Genomic DNA, 15,988 nt, shown 5'->3' on the forward strand with positions numbered 1-15,988 from the left:
AAACCTGCTCGAAACCGCTAACGACGCCCCAACAACTTCGACCAAAAACCAACCTTATTCTCAACAACCACCGCAATAGGCGCTTCAGCGTCCTGCCTGAGCGGGTGTGTACTCGGGCCGTCGGGTCGGAGTAAATCCCCGGGATAATGCTCAAGCCCCAGGCACTGTGAATCATCCAGCCCAAAAGCCTTCACCGCCGCCACGGCTTCCACGCACCAGCGACCGAAATATGCGCCACCTTCAAAATTCTCGTCGCCATAGGTGTACCAGTAGGGATGCTTGTAACTGACTGCCTGGGGATCGGAGCCGGATTTCGCCCCTGTTCGGACTTCCTGATACCAATGACTGACGAACGCTTCCAACTTGGAAGCCTGCGTCTCCACCGGCGCATCCACTGCCGCCAGCAGTCGTCCATAGGGTTTGGGATAAAGGAGAACGGCCCCCACTTTGCGCTCGGGACTGCGACTCGCGATGACCCGGTCGAGCAACACGTCCTCGCCTTCGTTGCCGATAAGGGCCAGCAGCCTTCGCCATTGATCATCGGGAATCTCCAGCGCCAACCCCAGGCCCACCAGCCAGAAGCAGACGATGTAATGGTCATAGTTGACGCGCCAGCTGTGGCGGGTGAATTGCTGCTCAGGTGTCCAGACCGATGCACCCAGGCGTTCGGCCTCTTCCCAGGCATCAAGCAAGCCCGGAAAGTAGCGCGACAAATCAGCTATAGGATTGCCAGCGCTGTAGCGACGCAGGATCTGGTGCCAATGTTTCTTTGCAGTGTTGAAGGCGTATTGCGGCGCGTAATCCGGGTTACCCGCAGGTTCCCTCATGATTCTTTGAGATTCCAGGAGATAGCCGTCATTGTCCTCGACGACCTGATTCCAATAACTGACATTGCCAAGAGGAGCACGGATCATCTACTTGTTTCCTAGAAGCTTGGACGCTGCAACTGGGTCAGCGAAAAACTTTCCGCGGGCATCCAGTACACCCACTGTGACATTACCAAAAGGGTCGGTATGTACTAACCATTTTTCCACCCGCCCAGCCTGCAAGGCGTTTTCAATACTTTGCGCCATTCCACCGTTACCACTGACCGACTCCAGAATACGATCATAATTTGTGGCAGTCCCCTGCAACCAGCTATCGCTCATCTGCAAACCATCCTTGGTCGGTTTCAACGCAGACGAACCAAACTTGTACTCCACGATCAGGTAATCCACACCCGGCTTGTTGACCTTGTACAGGTCATCAATACCAGTCTGCCCGATGTCCGGCGCTCGGCCGATTTTCTCGGCACCCGGCACCAGGGATTTGATCCGCTCGCCGCCCATGACATCACCGATGATGCTCTTCTGCGCGTTGGTCAACGCCCGGAAATCCATCAGCGGCGTGCCATTGGGGTTGAACTGCCCGCCACGGGCGACCAGCTTGTCGAACTTGGCCAGGCCAGCCATCGCCTCAAGCCCTTCGGCCCCGACCCTGATCCCGGCCTTCGCCAGCGCCACGCCACCTTTGGCGGCGCCGCCGACACCCGTCGCAATACTACCCACCTGCCAAACCAGTTCGCCAAGGTCCTGGCCCAACTGCACAGCGCGGTCGTCGCCGCCATTTTCCAGGGCATCCTTGACGCGATCGAGTTTGGCGTTGAGCTCATTGACCACGCCATCGCCGAACTGCTTGCGGGCCTCGGGGTCGTTGATCAGGGCCTTGAGGCCGTTGATTCCGTCAATTGGATGAAGAAGGAACTGCGCCAGGCCTTCGACGTCGCTCCATCCCGCCTGCACCAGGCCTTTGCCCACGCCGAAGCGGGTCAGTACGTCTTGCTTCTGGTTGATGTACGCCCATTTGGCGATCACCTGCGCCTTGGCCGCCAGCCCATCGGCTGCGCTGTATTCCTTCTCGGCCTGGACCAGTTGCTGGGTCGCCAGCCAGTTGTTGTCCACCGCCGCGCCAGCCGCGCTGTTGGCGGTGGCCGGGTCGAGCGAGGCGCTGCTCGCGGCCAGCCCGGTGACCAGGCTGACGATCAGGTTTCGCTTGGCTTCGCGCTGGGCTTCGCTTTCGTTGGGGCTGGCTTCGGAAAACAGGCCGGTGAGCAGGCTCGACGCCGCCGCGCCCGCTGCGCCACTGCCGCAGCTCTGACTGCTGGCCGCGGCGCCCGCGCAGGCAACGATGCCATGCAGCGCGGCATGCAGCGGCGAGCCTTCGGTGAGTTTGCCGTCCGCCACCAGGTCGCCGATGTAGCCCGCGCCTTGCTGTTGCACGTAGTTGACCACCAGGCTCTGGACGAATGCGCCGTTGCTGCCGCTGATGTTGCCGCTGGCCGCGCCCACCAGGGCGGTGGTGATCTGGCGGTAGGTGCCGCCCGCGCCCCACTTGTCGGCGATACCGCGGGCTTCGACAGTCAGTCGCTGGGAGTTGTTGAGCAACGCCAACCGCTCGGCATCGGTCAGGTTCGCATTCGGATCGAGGGCCTTGGCCCTGTCTTTCTCGGCCTGGTTGCGCTTGGCATCGACCTCCTTGGCCTTGTTGGCGAGCAAAGTGCTGGCTTCGTTGGCGAACGCGCCGACAATCTCGAAACCGGCCCGGATCTCATCTTCGTCGAAGATCGGCTTGAGCGTGTTGCTGGTATCGCGGTCGCTGGAGACGTCGCGATTGAGGCTGGCGACGGTTTGCTCGCCATTTTTGCCGGTGCGCTTCTGCTGCTCGGCATCGTCGGTGATGACGACCGTGCCGCCACTGATGCCGCTGCGGGTGACGCTGCTGGCGTCGTCGCTGGCACTGATGGCAATCGGCATGGTGGCGCTGAGCTCATTGCCGTTCTGCGGCAGCCCGGTGCCCGGGGTTTGCGTGCCGCCGCTGGTGGCATTGCCCTGTTGGTCCTTGCCGACTTCGCGATAGCCGCCCCCGACGCTGACGGAGCTGGCGTCGTACTCGGCCTTGTTCTTGATGTCGCGGCTGGTGAGACTGGCGGTGACCAGGCGATTCTTGCCGTCCTGCACGGCCTTGTCGCTGCTGGCGATCACCCCGCCGACCAGGTCGGTGTTGCCGCCCACGCGAATGTCGAAGCCCTCGTCGCCGGCCTTGATCCCGGATTGCTCGATCACGCTGGCGTAGTTGGAGTCGATGTCCGTGGCCCCGAAGCTGCCACTCATGCCGTTGACCGAACTCATGCCGTAGCAGAACGGCGGGACACACAAGCTGATGCCAACACCCAGGCTCTTCTCATCGACGACGTAGGTGTTGGTGTCTTGCAGGCTTTCGATGTTCAGGTTGCCGCCAACGTCGGCCAGTACCTGTTTGCCACTGGCCACCGCGCCCTTGAGGTTTGTGTCACCGCCCGAGGACAGCAGCAACTGGTTGCCCGCCTGGACATGGGTATTGGTGTGGGTGAGGCCATCGCCGTCTGCCTGGCCACGGCTGCCGGACGCTCCCAGGTCCAGGGTGAAACCGTTGCGAGCACCGAGGGAAAAGCCGATGCCGATGCTCGCGCTGCTGCCTTTGCTGTCGGTCTCCTGCTTGTCGACATTGCGGGCGGCGAGCAAGTTGATGTCGCCGTCCGCCAGCAGGCTGGCGTTGCGTCCGGCCTTGATATCGCTGCCTTGCACGGTGATGTCGCTGGCCGCCCCCGCGCCAGTGGCACGCAGGCGGATGTCGTTGCCGGCGGTCATGGTCGAGCCGGCCGCGCTGTCGCTGGTGTAGGTAGTGGTGCTTTCGTTTTTCTTGGTGCCCAGCGACAGGCTGATGTTGATCCCGCCGGCCGAGCCTGGGTCCATCGCCACGGCGGTAGCGGCGTTGTTGGTCGCCAGCACGGCGGTCGCGGCGGCCAGGGCCTTCATGCGTCCGTCGTCGGTTTTCTCCGAGGCCCGTTTCATCTGCTGGTTGGTTTGAATCGCGCTGATCACCGGGTTGGTCACGGTGAGGGTGAACCCGGTTTGCTTGAACAGGGTTTCACGCTCGCGTTCACGGGTGTTACGGGCTTCGACGACATCAATGGTCTGCGCCGTGACGTCGATGTTGCCTTGGGGCGCCGACACCTGGCTGCCCACCTGACGGTAACCCTTGCCCGCTTCGATCAGCACATCGCCGGTGGTCGAGCCCACGGTGCTTGCCACGGCCGTGTGCTCCGTGGCGAGGTCCTTGACGCTCTGTTTCTGAGTACCGAGGGTCACGGCGATGCCGCCGCCGCTGAACAGGCCGCTTTTCTTGACGGTCTTGTCGTGGCGTTCGCTGCTGCTGGCGGTGGCCGCTTCGATGTTGACGTTGTTGTCCGCCACCAGGATGGTCTTGGTGGTGGAGACCACGTTGCTGCCACTCAGGTTGATGTCTCGACCGGCCTGCACATACGTCTGCTCGCCACTCAGGGTGGAGCCTTCGGCCTGGGTCTGGCTGACGGTGTCGCGGGTGGTGGTGGTCTTGCTGGAGAACCACCCACTCTTGCCTTTGACCTTGTGCGCTTCGTCGGCGAACTGGTAGTTCTGGGCCGTGGTGAGGTTGACGTCACGCTTGGCCTCGGCAAACACCGCGCCCTGCTCGCTGGTCACGTGGGCGGCGCGGGCGTTGAGGTCCTGGCCCGCGCTCAGGCGGACATCGCCCTGGCCCTGGATCAGCGAGCCGACTTCGGTCTGGCTGGCGTCGTTGCGCCAGTTGCTGCTGTTCCAGGTCAACGCTTGCTGATGCGCCTCGCCCACGGTGCCGAGGTTGAGGTTGTTGCCGGCCTCCAGAGACGTGCTGCCGCCCTGGCCTGCATTGACGACCTGGGCCCCGGTGAGATTCAAGTCCTTGCCGGCGCTGACATTCATCGTGCCCTGGGCACCGCTGACGAACAGCCCGGCCACCCGTGACAACTGCGTCCGGGTGCCTTGGGCGCTGCTGCTGTCGCGACTGCTGGAAATGACGTTGATGTCCTGCCCAGCCTTCACCGACAGGTTGTCCACGGCGCCGATCAGGCCACCGAGGTTGTTGAGGTTGTCCCTGGCGGTGACCGAGGCGTTGTCGGCCTGGATACGCCCACCCAGGTTCTGAATGTTCTGCGCGGTGATCGCCATGACACTGCGCCCGGCCAGGCTGCCGCTATTGACCAGGTCGCCGGCGATGTTCAGGTTCAGGCGCTGCCCGGCGATCAGCGCACCGGAGCCGTTGAGGTCGCCTTCCTGGACCCGCACGTAGACCTGCGGCACCAGCACGTTGCGGGTGTCGCCGTTAGGGAGGGTCACTTGCTTTTGCACCAGCCAGACGATGTCACTGGTCAGCTGGGCCATCTGCTCGGACGTCAGCGCCACGCCGGGCACCAATTGCCATTGGTTGGCAACAGTGACGGCGTTGTCGATCAGGGCACGGTATTGCAGTTCATCATTGGCGTAGCCATCGAGGAAACGTCGGCCGGTGAGTTGCGCCACTTGTTCGCGAATCAGCTTCTGTTCGTAGAAGCCGTCACCCAGGCGTTGTTGGGTCAGGGCCGGGTCGACTTGCAGGCGTTGCAGCATGTAGTCCGAGGACAACCAGGTGCGGTAGCTGGCAAAGCGCGGGTCGGTTTCGATCAGATAGCCGCCGGTGTTCTGCGGGTTGGTGTTGAACAGGCTGTTGTTCGGCAACGCCAGGGACGGCCCGCCGCTGCGGATCTGCTCAGCCACGCCTTTGCTGTTCAGGGTGGTCTGGGCGGCGACCTGGACGATCGGCGCGACCTGGTGGGTGCGGCTGCCCGTGGCGTTGACCGCGCCTGTGGCGGCGACCTGCTCGGTGACGCCCTGGGTGGCGCGCGCGGCGATCTGGGTGCCGGTGCCATTGCCCGCGGTGTTCTCGGCGAACACGGTTGGTTGCAGGGTGATGTCCTGGATCATCGGCGCCGGCGTGTAGTCTGTGACGGCCGTGCCCTGGCGGTCGCGCCCCTTGCGCTGGATGCGATAGAAGTGGGTGGCGGTGCCGCTGTCGGTGGTGGTGCGCTGGCCCGTCAGCTCAGTGTTGGTCAGGCTGCCGATGTCGGCCTGTAGCAGTCCGCCGGCAATGATCCGGCTCTTGTCGTTGAGCACGTCGCCGGCGCTGATCTGCATCGTCCCACCGGAGAGGATCTGCGCCGGTGCCGAGGTGGCGATCTGGGTCTCCGCCACCACCCGGGTGTAGTCGTAGCGGTTCCAGTTGTCCTCGCGGCCTTCGGGGGTGGCCAGGTAGAGCACTTCGTCGCTGCTGACCGAAACCTGGTTGCCCTGGTAGCGGTTCGTCGAACCGGTGAGTTGGAATTCCTGCAAGGCGGTACGACTGACCTCCACCTGCCGGGTGCTGAAATGCTCGTTGGTGTTGCGCACGCTTTGCACGTTCAGCGACAGGTTGCCGAGGGCCTCGATGGTCGCGCTGGCGTTGGTCAGCAACTGGGCGCGGTCCTGGGCCTTGTCAGCCGCGCTCAACGCGCCGCCGATGGCGAGGTCGCCAGCGCTGAAGATCAGGGCCTGCTCGCGGTTGTCCAGGCTACCGGCGCCGATGTCCAGCGACTCGCGGGCGGCGATGGTCGCGCCGATGCCGTTTTCGTCCCGGTTGTTCAGCGTCGAAGCGCTGATCGCCAGACGGTCGCCGTAGAGCCGGCCCGTGCCCAGGTTGTTGAGCGAGAGGGCCTGCACCCGCACTTGCTGGCCGTCGATCAGGCCACGGTTGGTCAGGCTGTCGTTGACGGTCAGGCGAACCTGGCCGGCGCTGATCTCGCCGCTGCCGGCATTGTCCAGCGTCTGCGCGCGGACCGTCAGCAGGTTGCCGGCCAGCAATTGCCCGCTGTTGTTGAAGGCGCCCTCGGTACTCAGGTCGACCTGACCGTTGGCCTGGATCTGGCCGCTCAAGTCCAGGCCGCCTTGCAGCCTGAATGTCAGGTCGCCCAGGCTCAGGGCCCTGCCGGTGCCACCGTAGTAGGCCGCATTGAGCGACAGCAGGCTGCCCGCGAGCAAGGTGCCGCCCTGGTTGTGCACGGCCTGGCGCCGTTGCGCCGGGTCACGGTCGCTGATGCTCAACCCGGCGCCAGAGGAAATCAGCCCGCCTTCGTTGTTCAACGCCTGGCTGATCCCCAGGCTCAGCCCCTGGTCGGCGCGAATCGCACCGGACTGGTTGGAAAGCGTATTGACCGCCAGGCTCATGGCGCGGCCTTCGAGGCCTTGCTGGGTGCCTCGGGTGGCGCCGTTGTCGAGCACGTCGGCGCTCACGTCCAGCGTTCCCGCACTGCGGATCAACCCGCCCTGGTTATTGAGCGTCTCCCCCAGCACCATCTGGACATCGCCGAGGCCTTGCAACTGACCGCCGCGATTGTCCACCCGGACGCTTTCGACCCGTACGGTTTTCTCGCCGATGATCTGGCCGCCGCTGCCATTGCCCAGGTCGGTGGCCTTGAGCAACAGGGAGCCCTTGGCTCCCAGGAAACCCGCACTGTTGTCGAGGCTGGCCGTGCGGATTTCGACGCTGTCCTGGCCGCTGATCCCTTGGGTGGTGCCCGACTGCAGGTTGTTCAGCGCCTGGTTGCCGGTGTCGATGAGCAGCTTGCCCTTGGCCTGGATCAAGCCGGCGGCGTTATGCAATTGGCCGCTGCGCAGGTCGAGGGTCGCGGTGGCGTTCAGCGTGCCCTGGCTGTTGTCCACTCGGTTGCCGTGGCTGTCCAGGTCCAGGGCGCCGCCGCTGATCACGCCACTTTGGTTGTTCAGGCCCAGGGCCGACAGCGTGATGTCACCCAGCGCTTCAAGACGCCCGCCGCTGTTGTTCAGCCCATCGCCGGAGACGCTGACCCGCAGCCCGGACTGCACCGAGCCCAGCACGCCATTGGTGTTATTGAATTGCCCGGCGATGATCTCCATGCGCTGGGTGGCGGCCATCGTGCCGCCGATGTTGTTCAACTGATCGAACGTCGCCCGCAACTCGCCTCCGGCACTCACGGTGCCCTGGCTGTTGTCCAGGCGGGCTCCCTTCACCTGGGCGTTGCCGCTGGCGGCCAGGGTGCCTGAGCTGTTGTCGATCCGTTGGCCGGCGGTCACCGTCAGCGCCCCGCCGTCGGTGGCGACGACTTTGCCGCCCTGGTTGTTCAGCGTGCCGACATCAAGGTTCACCGCGCCGGGGCTGCTGACGCGCCCGTCCTGGTTGTCGAAGCGCTCACGGGCGGTCACCTGCAAGGGCTGCGCGCCGGTCTGCAGAATCTGTCCGCGCTGGTTGGACAGGGTCTGGGTGTCGAACGTGATCTGCTGGCCCTGGGTCAGGCCATCGTCCACCACCACGTCGGTGGCCTTGATCGTCACCTTGCCGTTGCTGGCCACGCTGCCTTTGCCACCGGCCAACTGGTTGGCCTGGATATCCAGGGTGCCTTTGCCGGCGTGCTCGACCTTGCCCTTGCCGTTGTCCAGACGACTGGCGCCCAGCTTCAGGTTGTCGGCATTGGAGGCGATGCGCCCGTCACGGTTGTCGAGGGTCGCGCTGGCCTTGATCGAGGTGTCTGCGGTGCCGGTCTGGATCAACTCACCGCCGGTGTTGGCAATGTCCCGGGCGCTCAATTGCAGGTTGCCGGCGTTGACCTTGGCCGCGCCGGTGCGCAGGGTCTTGGCCGCCGTTGCGCTCAGCGCCTGAGTGGCATCGACCTGGCTGCCGGCGAGATTGGCGTCGCCCGTGCTGGCGGTCAGGGTGACATTGCGCCCCTGGGTCTGGCTGCCGCTCAGGTCCAGGTCCGCGGCGGCGACGCTGACGTCCCCGGACGCCAGATTCTGCCCTTGTGCCTTGACCGTGCCGGCCCGCAGCGCAAGGTTGCCCGCGCCGACCAGCTTGCCGTCCGCGCCGACACCCGCCGCCACGCTGGACGCCTGGGTGCTGCGGATGTTGCGGGCGGTCAGCGTCGTGTGGTTCTGGCTGGCAACGGTGCCGCTGTTGTCGATGTCGCCGGTGCTGTCGAGCGTCAAGTCGCCCTTGGCGTAGAGCGTGCCACTGTTGTCGACCTCGGTGGCCTTGATACGGGTCGCGGTGGCGCTGCTGATCACGCCCTGGTTCTGCAACTTGCCGTCGGCGCTGACGACCACTTCACCGGCCATGGCGCCAATCTGCCCGGCGTTGCGCACACCCACGCCGGACTCGGTGCCCACCAGCATGATTTTGCCGGCGTACATGCCACCCAGCTTGGCGACGTCGATGGCCACGCTGGGCTTTTCCCCGTCGTCACCCGGCAGTGGCGTGGCCTGGGTGTTATCGGCGTTGACCTGGTTGCGTCCGGTCGTGACCTTCAGGTCGTTGGCCCAGACCCCGGCGTTGACCTGCACGCTACGAGCGATCAGGTCCGTGTAGTCGGTCTCGCGAGCATCCAGGCCCTTGCCTTCGATGTTGATCGTCCCGCCCTGTACGGTGTAGCCGCTGATGCGTCCGTTCTCCAACTGCGCCCGACCGGTGCTGAGGGTCGCCCGGTCGGCATTGATGAAGCCGCAGCCGTTGCAAGTAATGCCAGACGGGTTGGCAATCACCACTTCGGCGCGCTGGCCCGCGACTTCGACATAGCCACGCAGTTGGCTGGGGTTGGCGGAATTGACTTCGTTGAGGATGACCCGCGCGCTGCCATTGCCCAGCATCGGGTTGCCTTCGATCCAGCCGCCCAGTTTGGTCTGGCTGTTGGTCGTGGCGTTGTTGAGGATCACGCCACGGTTGTCGACGTCGAACTGGCTGTAGGTATTGCGCGAAACGCCCCCCGCGCTGGGGGCCTGGATATTCACCTGGGGCGTACCGTTGGCGCTTTCGATCACACCGGGACGCTGGCCGGCCGGCGCGCCGGGATCCGCCACGATGGTCGCGGCCCAGGCAGGCGCCACGCTCAAGGACACCAATCCGATCGCCGCCATCACGGCAAAGCGCAACGGCCCGAGCGTCGCCGCGCAGGCCACCGGTCCCGGCGTCGGGCCGCTACGGGTCCCCGGAGCCTTGACCTGACTGGTGACATTCTCGGCCACCACCATCAGCAGTCCGCGAGCCTTGTTGAAAACGATTCGGTACAGGTGCTTGTTCATGGCAATTCCATTTGCGGTTCTGGCCCGCAATTAACTCGGGGTTAGCGTTACGGTGCGACTGCCAGCGGGTGAGCGGCAAACCAGGCCTTGGCCTGTTCAGGGATGACACCGATCCCTTGGAATGTCTTGACCCGCAGGCCGCGTTCCTCGCCTCGGTGATAGAGCGCACGCCCACACCGGTTGGCGAACAACTGTCGATGCAGCAGGCGGGTGACCACGCCGGTGTGGCCGAACGGCGCCACCCAGTCGTTGAGCCAGAGGCGCTCGCCGCTGTTCCAGTCGGCTTCTGTCAGGGTCAGTGGCGATTGCCTTAGGTAGCGTTGCTCGGTGGCCGCGTCGAGGTTGAGCCAGGACAGGTAGAACACCGGTTTTCCCTGTTCGCTGGCGAGCACGAATTGGCGATGCTTGAGGGCCGGCAACAACAACGTCGGCAAGCTGTGCAACGGCGCATCGCGGTGAGCCTTGGAATGCATCCACAGCCAGGTGGCCGAGCCGAACACGGCAGCCTCGTTCCAGGGCTCATCGATCAAGCCGGGGGCAATGATGTCTAGCGTCTCGAACTGCATGGGATCACCTCAGAATGACCAGATGACGGTGAACGCGCTGGTCACGTTGGCCGTTTCGAAGCCATCGGGCTTCTTCAATGGCGTGCCAAACGACCAGTCATAGGACAGGCCCTTGTAGCCGCCCCGCAGACCTACCACGGCCCCCGCCAGGCGCTTGCCGATCAGGAACTCGCTGGAAGGACCACTGACTTCGCCATAGTCGATGCCGGTGTAGAGCTCCTGGCCGGTCTGTCCCAAAAACAGGCCGACTTCGTTGCGCAGGGTCCAGCCACGGTCGGCGGACAGAATGTTTTCCCCGTCGAAGCCCCGCACGCTGTAGCGCCCGCCAATCGAGAAGCGGTCCTGGGGCACCAGCGGCGTCCGGTTCCATTGCGCGCGCCAGCCGCCGATGTAGCGCAGGCGCTGGTCGCTGACCTGGAACGGCACCTGCAACTGGGCATCGGCAGTGATGATCTGCGAGCGTGAAGTGCCTGCGTCGAAATCTTCTTCGGGTGCCCTGAGCGCGTCATGGGCCCCGGTGCCGCGGCGGTAGGCAGCGCCCAGATCGAGAATCGAGGCGCCGATGAACTCGCGATGGTTCAGCCCCAGTTGCCAGCCGGCCATGCGCCGTTTCTGGTTGCCGATCTCGGTGTCATCGATGAAGTTCTCCGAAGAGCGCGTCCACAGGCTGCCCCACGCGGTGGTCTTGCGAACGGCGTCGCGGTACAGCAGGCGTGACAGGCGCAGTTCGTTGTTACGACTCTCGCCACGGTACTGGTAGGTCTGGTTGGCGCCGGCGACGGACTGTTCGTAGTTGTATTCACTGGTGGTGAAACCCAACTGCCAGTAACCGAACGGCAGCGAATAATGCAGGGTGTTGCCATCGGAACCGCGATGGCCGGACTCGCCGCCACCCAGGTCGTGGTTGACGCTGGCGTAGAACAGGTCGTTGAGCGACAGCAGGTTGTCCAGGGACAGCGACACATTGCCCTGGTACTTGCCGGTGGTCTTGCTGCCCGAATTGTCCACCGACAGGCTGACGCGGGCCGGGAACCGCTGGGTCCAGGCAATCACCACGTCGCTCTCACCGGGCTTGGCGTCGGCGGCACGGGCCGGTGCGATCTGGATATCGGCTTCGGCGGTCGGCACGCGCTTGAAGTTTTCCAGCGCCTGCTCGATGTCCCGCAGGTTGAGCAAGTCGCCGGGACTGGCCGGCATCGCATTCCAGGCATTGGCCCGGGAACTGGTGCCCTCCTGGAAGCGAATCTCGCGGATGCGCCCCGGCACCAGGGTCAACACCAGGACGCCACTGTTCAAGTCCTGGGCTTCGGCAAGCACCCGAGTGGTGACATAGCCAGCCTCGATGATCGCATTCTGCATGCGCTTCATCGTCAGGTTGATCCCGGCGCCCCCCAGGCAACGCCCGATGGCCGGGTCATGCTTGGGGTTGGCGGCGCGCAAGGTCCATTGGAATTTTTCCGACGCCTCGCCAATCAGCCGGATGTCATCGATGGCGAAGCAGGGGCTTTCCTTGGCGGGCAGGCGATCGGCACCTTCCGCGACGGGTGCCGCTTGCAGGCGCACATCCGGCCGGGACTCCAACTGATCACGCAGCACCCGCTCACGCTCACGCTGACGCAGCAACTCTTCCTCCGGCCCAGCCGCCTGCGCAAGGCTCCCCGCCCCCACCGTCCAGGCGGCCAGCAACAGCAGCGCAAGCCGCTGGGCGTTGGGTGAAGAAGAACGAGCGCCGTCGACAGGGCGACGAGCAGTGCGTGATTGACGCGTTCGGCAGGGTGCGGCTGCGCGCATGACACATCCTTGTGGCTTGAGTCCAGGAATACGGTGAGCATCGGCACTGATGCCCCTCAAAAAGGCGCGTAATTAGGAAGTTTCCTACAACGTACCGAGACGGTCAGATTGCCATCAGGTGAGAAAGTTTCGCACCAGGCACACACGTTTGTTACACAGTCGAAAAAATGGGCACTGGTTCACAGCACCGGGCCGCAGGAAGGCCGTGCTGAGGCGACGTCACGCCAATCGATCATGTGAATATAAGGAGGGGTATGCGGCAGGAGGCCGGCTGAAGTAATGGTGTCCCAGGGCAGGTTCGAACTGCCAACCTTCCCCTTAGGAGGGGGATGCTCTATCCAATTGAGCTACTGAGACACGAGTCGACCGCGAGAAACGCGGTGCGCGGAACGGCGTGCATGTTAGCGACCTGCCCTGCGTTTGTCATGTCGTCGCTGTTTTTAAGTGTAGGCAAATGGTGCGGCGGGCCCGCTTCGATGATTCCAAGCGTTGAATGGCAGTCGCCATTCATCCGTCCTTGAGCGGTTTAACCTAGTAAATCGGCCAATTGCCACTATCCTATACAAGACAAGGACAGTGCGTGTTTTTTGTACCAGGCGGGTTATCCGCCAGACGGTATGGCACAACGACACGATACGGCGGTCACACATCCTGACCTGTTGATTTTTCCAACCAGTCCGCATTTTTTGACGAAGGGTACTGGCATAACGCCTTTACGCGGATCAGAATTTGTCACAGAATTGGCGCCAATGATCTGGCAATTTTGAGGCATGATGCGGGCCTCTTAACGATTCAGGTTGAACATTTGGCTTTGGAGCTTGTCCTATCGACATCCTGCGGCCAATCCCGAGAACCGCTCCCCTGAACTAACCGGTTAAATATATGCGCCCATTGAAACAGGCAATTTATTCCAGCCGTACGGCTGACAAGTTCGTCGTACGTCTGCCAGACGGAATGCGGGAACGCATTGCCGAGGTGGCTCGCAATCATCACCGCAGCATGAACTCTGAAATCATCGCGCGCCTTGAGCAAAGCCTGATCCAGGAAGGCGCGTTGGGTGAAGAGTTGAGCATGCGCCTGGACAGCCCGGAGCTGTCGTTGCATGAGCGCGAGTTGCTTCAACGCTTCCGACAACTCTCTCACCGCCAGCAAAACGCCCTCGTTTCGCTGATTGCCCATGACGCAGAGATGGCCGCAGACGCGTCCTGATCGAACGCATGAATCAAAAGCCAGCCTTGCGCTGGCTTTTTTTTGCCCGGAATTTGCCCCGGCGCGTACAAGGGATGAATGCAACGGTGGCGAGGGAGCGAACGCCCTCGCCACCGTGAATCAGGCGAATGTCAGAGCAGGAAGATCGTCGCCAACCCCAGGAAGATGAAGAACCCGCCACTGTCGGTCATGGCGGTAATCATCACGCTGGCCCCCATGGCCGGGTCGCGTCCCATCCGCGCCAGGGTCATGGGAATCAAGACCCCCATCAAGGCTGCCAACAACAGGTTAAGCGTCATCGCGGCGGTCATCACCACCCCCAGCGACCAACTGCCATAGAGCAGATAAGCCACCACACCGATCACGCCGCCCCAGATCACGCCATTGATCAAGGCCACCGCCAACTCCTTGCGCATCAAGCGCGACGTGTTGCCGGTGCTGACCTGGTCCAGCGCCATGGCGCGGACGATCATGGTGATGGTCTGGTTGCCGGAGTTGCCGCCAATCCCGGCAACAATGGGCATCAATGCCGCAAGCGCCACCAGCCTCTCGATGGAACCTTCGAACAGGCCGATGACCCGCGAGGCGACAAACGCCGTGATCAGATTGATTGCCAGCCAGGCCCAACGGTTACGCAGGGATTTCCAGACCGAGGCAAAGATGTCTTCTTCTTCGCGCAGACCGGCCATGCTGAGGACTTCGCTTTCGCTTTCCTCACGAATCAGGTCAACCATTTCATCGATGGTCAAACGGCCGATCAGCTTGCCGTTCTTGTCGACCACCGGCGCAGAAATCAAGTCATAACGCTCGAACGCCTGGGCGGCGTCATAGGCGTCTTCGTCCGGGTGAAAACTCACCGGATCGCTGGCCATGACCTCGGCCACCTGTTTTTCCGGATCGTTGACGAGCAGGCGCTTGATGGGCAGCACACCCTTCAACACGCCGTCGTAATCGACCACGAAGAGTTTGTCGGTGTGCCCTGGCAGTTCCTTGAGGCGACGCAGATAACGCAAGACCACTTCAAGGCTGACGTCCTCGCGGATCGTCACCATCTCGAAGTCCATCAGCGCACCGACCTGCTCCTCGTCATAGGACAGCGCCGAGCGCACGCGCTCGCGTTGCTGGCCGTCGAGGGTTTCCATCAGTTCGTGGATAACGTCCCGAGGCAGCTCGGGCGCCAGGTCGGCGAGTTCGTCGGCGTCCATCTCCTTGGCCGCCGCGAGCAACTCGTGATCATCCATGTCGGCGATCAGGGTTTCTCGGACCGAGTCGGACACTTCGAGCAGGATGTCACCGTCGCGGTCGGCCTTGACCAGCTGCCAGACCGTCAGGCGCTCTTCCAGCGGCAAGGCTTCAAGGATGTAGGCGACGTCGGCGGAGTGCAGGTCATCGAGCTTGCGCTGCAGCTCGACGAGGTTCTGCCGGTGGACCAGGTTCTCGACCCGGTCATGGTGCGGACCTTCCTGGCGATGCGTCAGGTCTTCGACGACCCGCTGGCGCTGCAGCAGCTCGACGACTTGAGCGAGGCGGTCCTGAAGGCTTTCTTGTGTTTTCTTTACTTCTACTTGGGTCATAGGCGAACTCCACTCCCAGCAGTGGAGCACGCCGGAAGGATCAATCAGTCAATTCATGATTGGCAAAACGGGATATTGAGTAACTACTGGGTAAGTCCATGGAGATATTCCAAAGCCCCGGCGGGGCTGACGGGCGCAATCATACACCGCTTGACGCTTTAAAACGTTAAAAAATCATGGCAAGAACAAGCGCTTGCGACACAAACCTGAACCCTGGCTGAACCTGTCCCGTTACGACGACTTATCCTGAAAAGAAAACACACGCCCTGCGGTAAATGTAGCGGCTACCCTTGTTTTTTTCAGCGCCAAGGAGGCCGCCCGGATGCCTGTCAGCCACTACCTGCTTCTGCTCGCCAGCCTACCCTGCCTGCCCCTGTGGGCGGCCGGGCAAACGGTGCATCGCTGCGAGAACAGCGCCGGGCAGGTGACGTACACGACCCTGAGCTGCGGGCCGGGAGAAAACCTTTCGCTGCAACGGATCAATCCGTATCAACCTGGCACGGTCTCGCCGACGACCGAATCGATGCTGCCGGAAGCCGAGCACCGGCAACTATCCGGCAACAAACCGCCGCGCAAGGAACCGACCGTGGTCGGCCAGTTCGAAGACCGCTGCGCCAACCTCATCACCGCCCGGCAACGCCGCGAAGCCATCATAGGCCGAAGGATTCTCGCCGGCATGAGCCAGCAGGATGTGGAGAGCGCCTTGGGCAAGCCGCACTCGATCAAGGTCAGGAATTCGAGCACGCGGTACACCTACGCAACGAAGAAAGGCCGCAGCGCCGAGATCGTGTTCGATGAGAAAGGATGCGTGAAAGGCAAATCGTAGACAGCAAAAAGCCCGCGTTAAACGCGGGCT

General features: G+C 63.1%; 7 protein-coding genes and 1 tRNA gene. 2 read left to right on the forward strand and 6 right to left on the reverse strand.

Annotated features, from left to right (window positions below):
* Positions 1-17: 17 nt before the first annotated feature.
* The 5 genes from VM99_10945 to VM99_10965 all read right to left on the reverse strand — a co-directional run bounded on the left by VM99_10945 (position 18) and on the right by VM99_10965 (position 12,706).
* The gene (locus VM99_10945) at positions 18-914 is read right to left on the reverse strand and encodes a membrane protein (protein ID AKJ98547.1); all 897 of its coding nucleotides are present in this window, start codon (positions 912-914) and stop codon (positions 18-20) included.
* Positions 915-9,992 carry an adhesin gene (locus VM99_10950; protein ID AKJ98548.1) on the reverse strand — a complete coding sequence of 3,026 codons (9,078 nt, stop codon included), beginning with the start codon at positions 9,990-9,992 and terminating at the stop codon, positions 915-917.
* Between the two features lie 47 nt (positions 9,993-10,039).
* Positions 10,040-10,558: an RTX toxin acyltransferase gene (locus tag VM99_10955; GenBank protein AKJ98549.1), complete on the reverse strand. Its 519-nt coding sequence runs from the start codon at positions 10,556-10,558 to the stop codon at positions 10,040-10,042.
* Positions 10,559-10,567: 9 nt separating this feature from the next.
* Positions 10,568-12,349, reverse strand: coding sequence for a membrane protein (locus VM99_10960; protein AKJ98550.1), 1,782 nt, complete (start codon positions 12,347-12,349; stop codon positions 10,568-10,570).
* 280 nt (positions 12,350-12,629) lie between these two features.
* Positions 12,630-12,706 (reverse strand) — tRNA-Arg (locus tag VM99_10965).
* A gap of 525 nt (positions 12,707-13,231) precedes the next feature.
* Here VM99_10965 and VM99_10970 point away from each other — a divergent pair.
* A complete protein-coding gene (locus VM99_10970; protein AKJ98551.1) occupies positions 13,232-13,558 on the forward strand; it encodes a DNA-binding protein in 327 nt (108 codons plus the stop codon).
* A gap of 131 nt (positions 13,559-13,689) precedes the next feature.
* On the opposite strand, the gene VM99_10975 is transcribed toward VM99_10970, so the two are convergent.
* Positions 13,690-15,132 (reverse strand): magnesium transporter, encoded by a 1,443-nt coding sequence (locus VM99_10975; protein AKJ98552.1) that lies wholly within the window; start codon positions 15,130-15,132, stop codon positions 13,690-13,692.
* 322 nt (positions 15,133-15,454) lie between these two features.
* Here VM99_10975 and VM99_10980 point away from each other — a divergent pair, with 322 nt between their 5' ends.
* Positions 15,455-15,958, forward strand: coding sequence for a SmpA/OmlA family outer membrane lipoprotein (locus VM99_10980; GenBank protein AKJ98553.1), 504 nt, complete (start codon positions 15,455-15,457; stop codon positions 15,956-15,958).
* Positions 15,959-15,988 lie beyond the last annotated feature (30 nt).

Source organism: Pseudomonas chlororaphis, assembly GCA_001023535.1.
Taxonomy (GTDB): domain Bacteria; phylum Pseudomonadota; class Gammaproteobacteria; order Pseudomonadales; family Pseudomonadaceae; genus Aquipseudomonas; species Aquipseudomonas chlororaphis_E.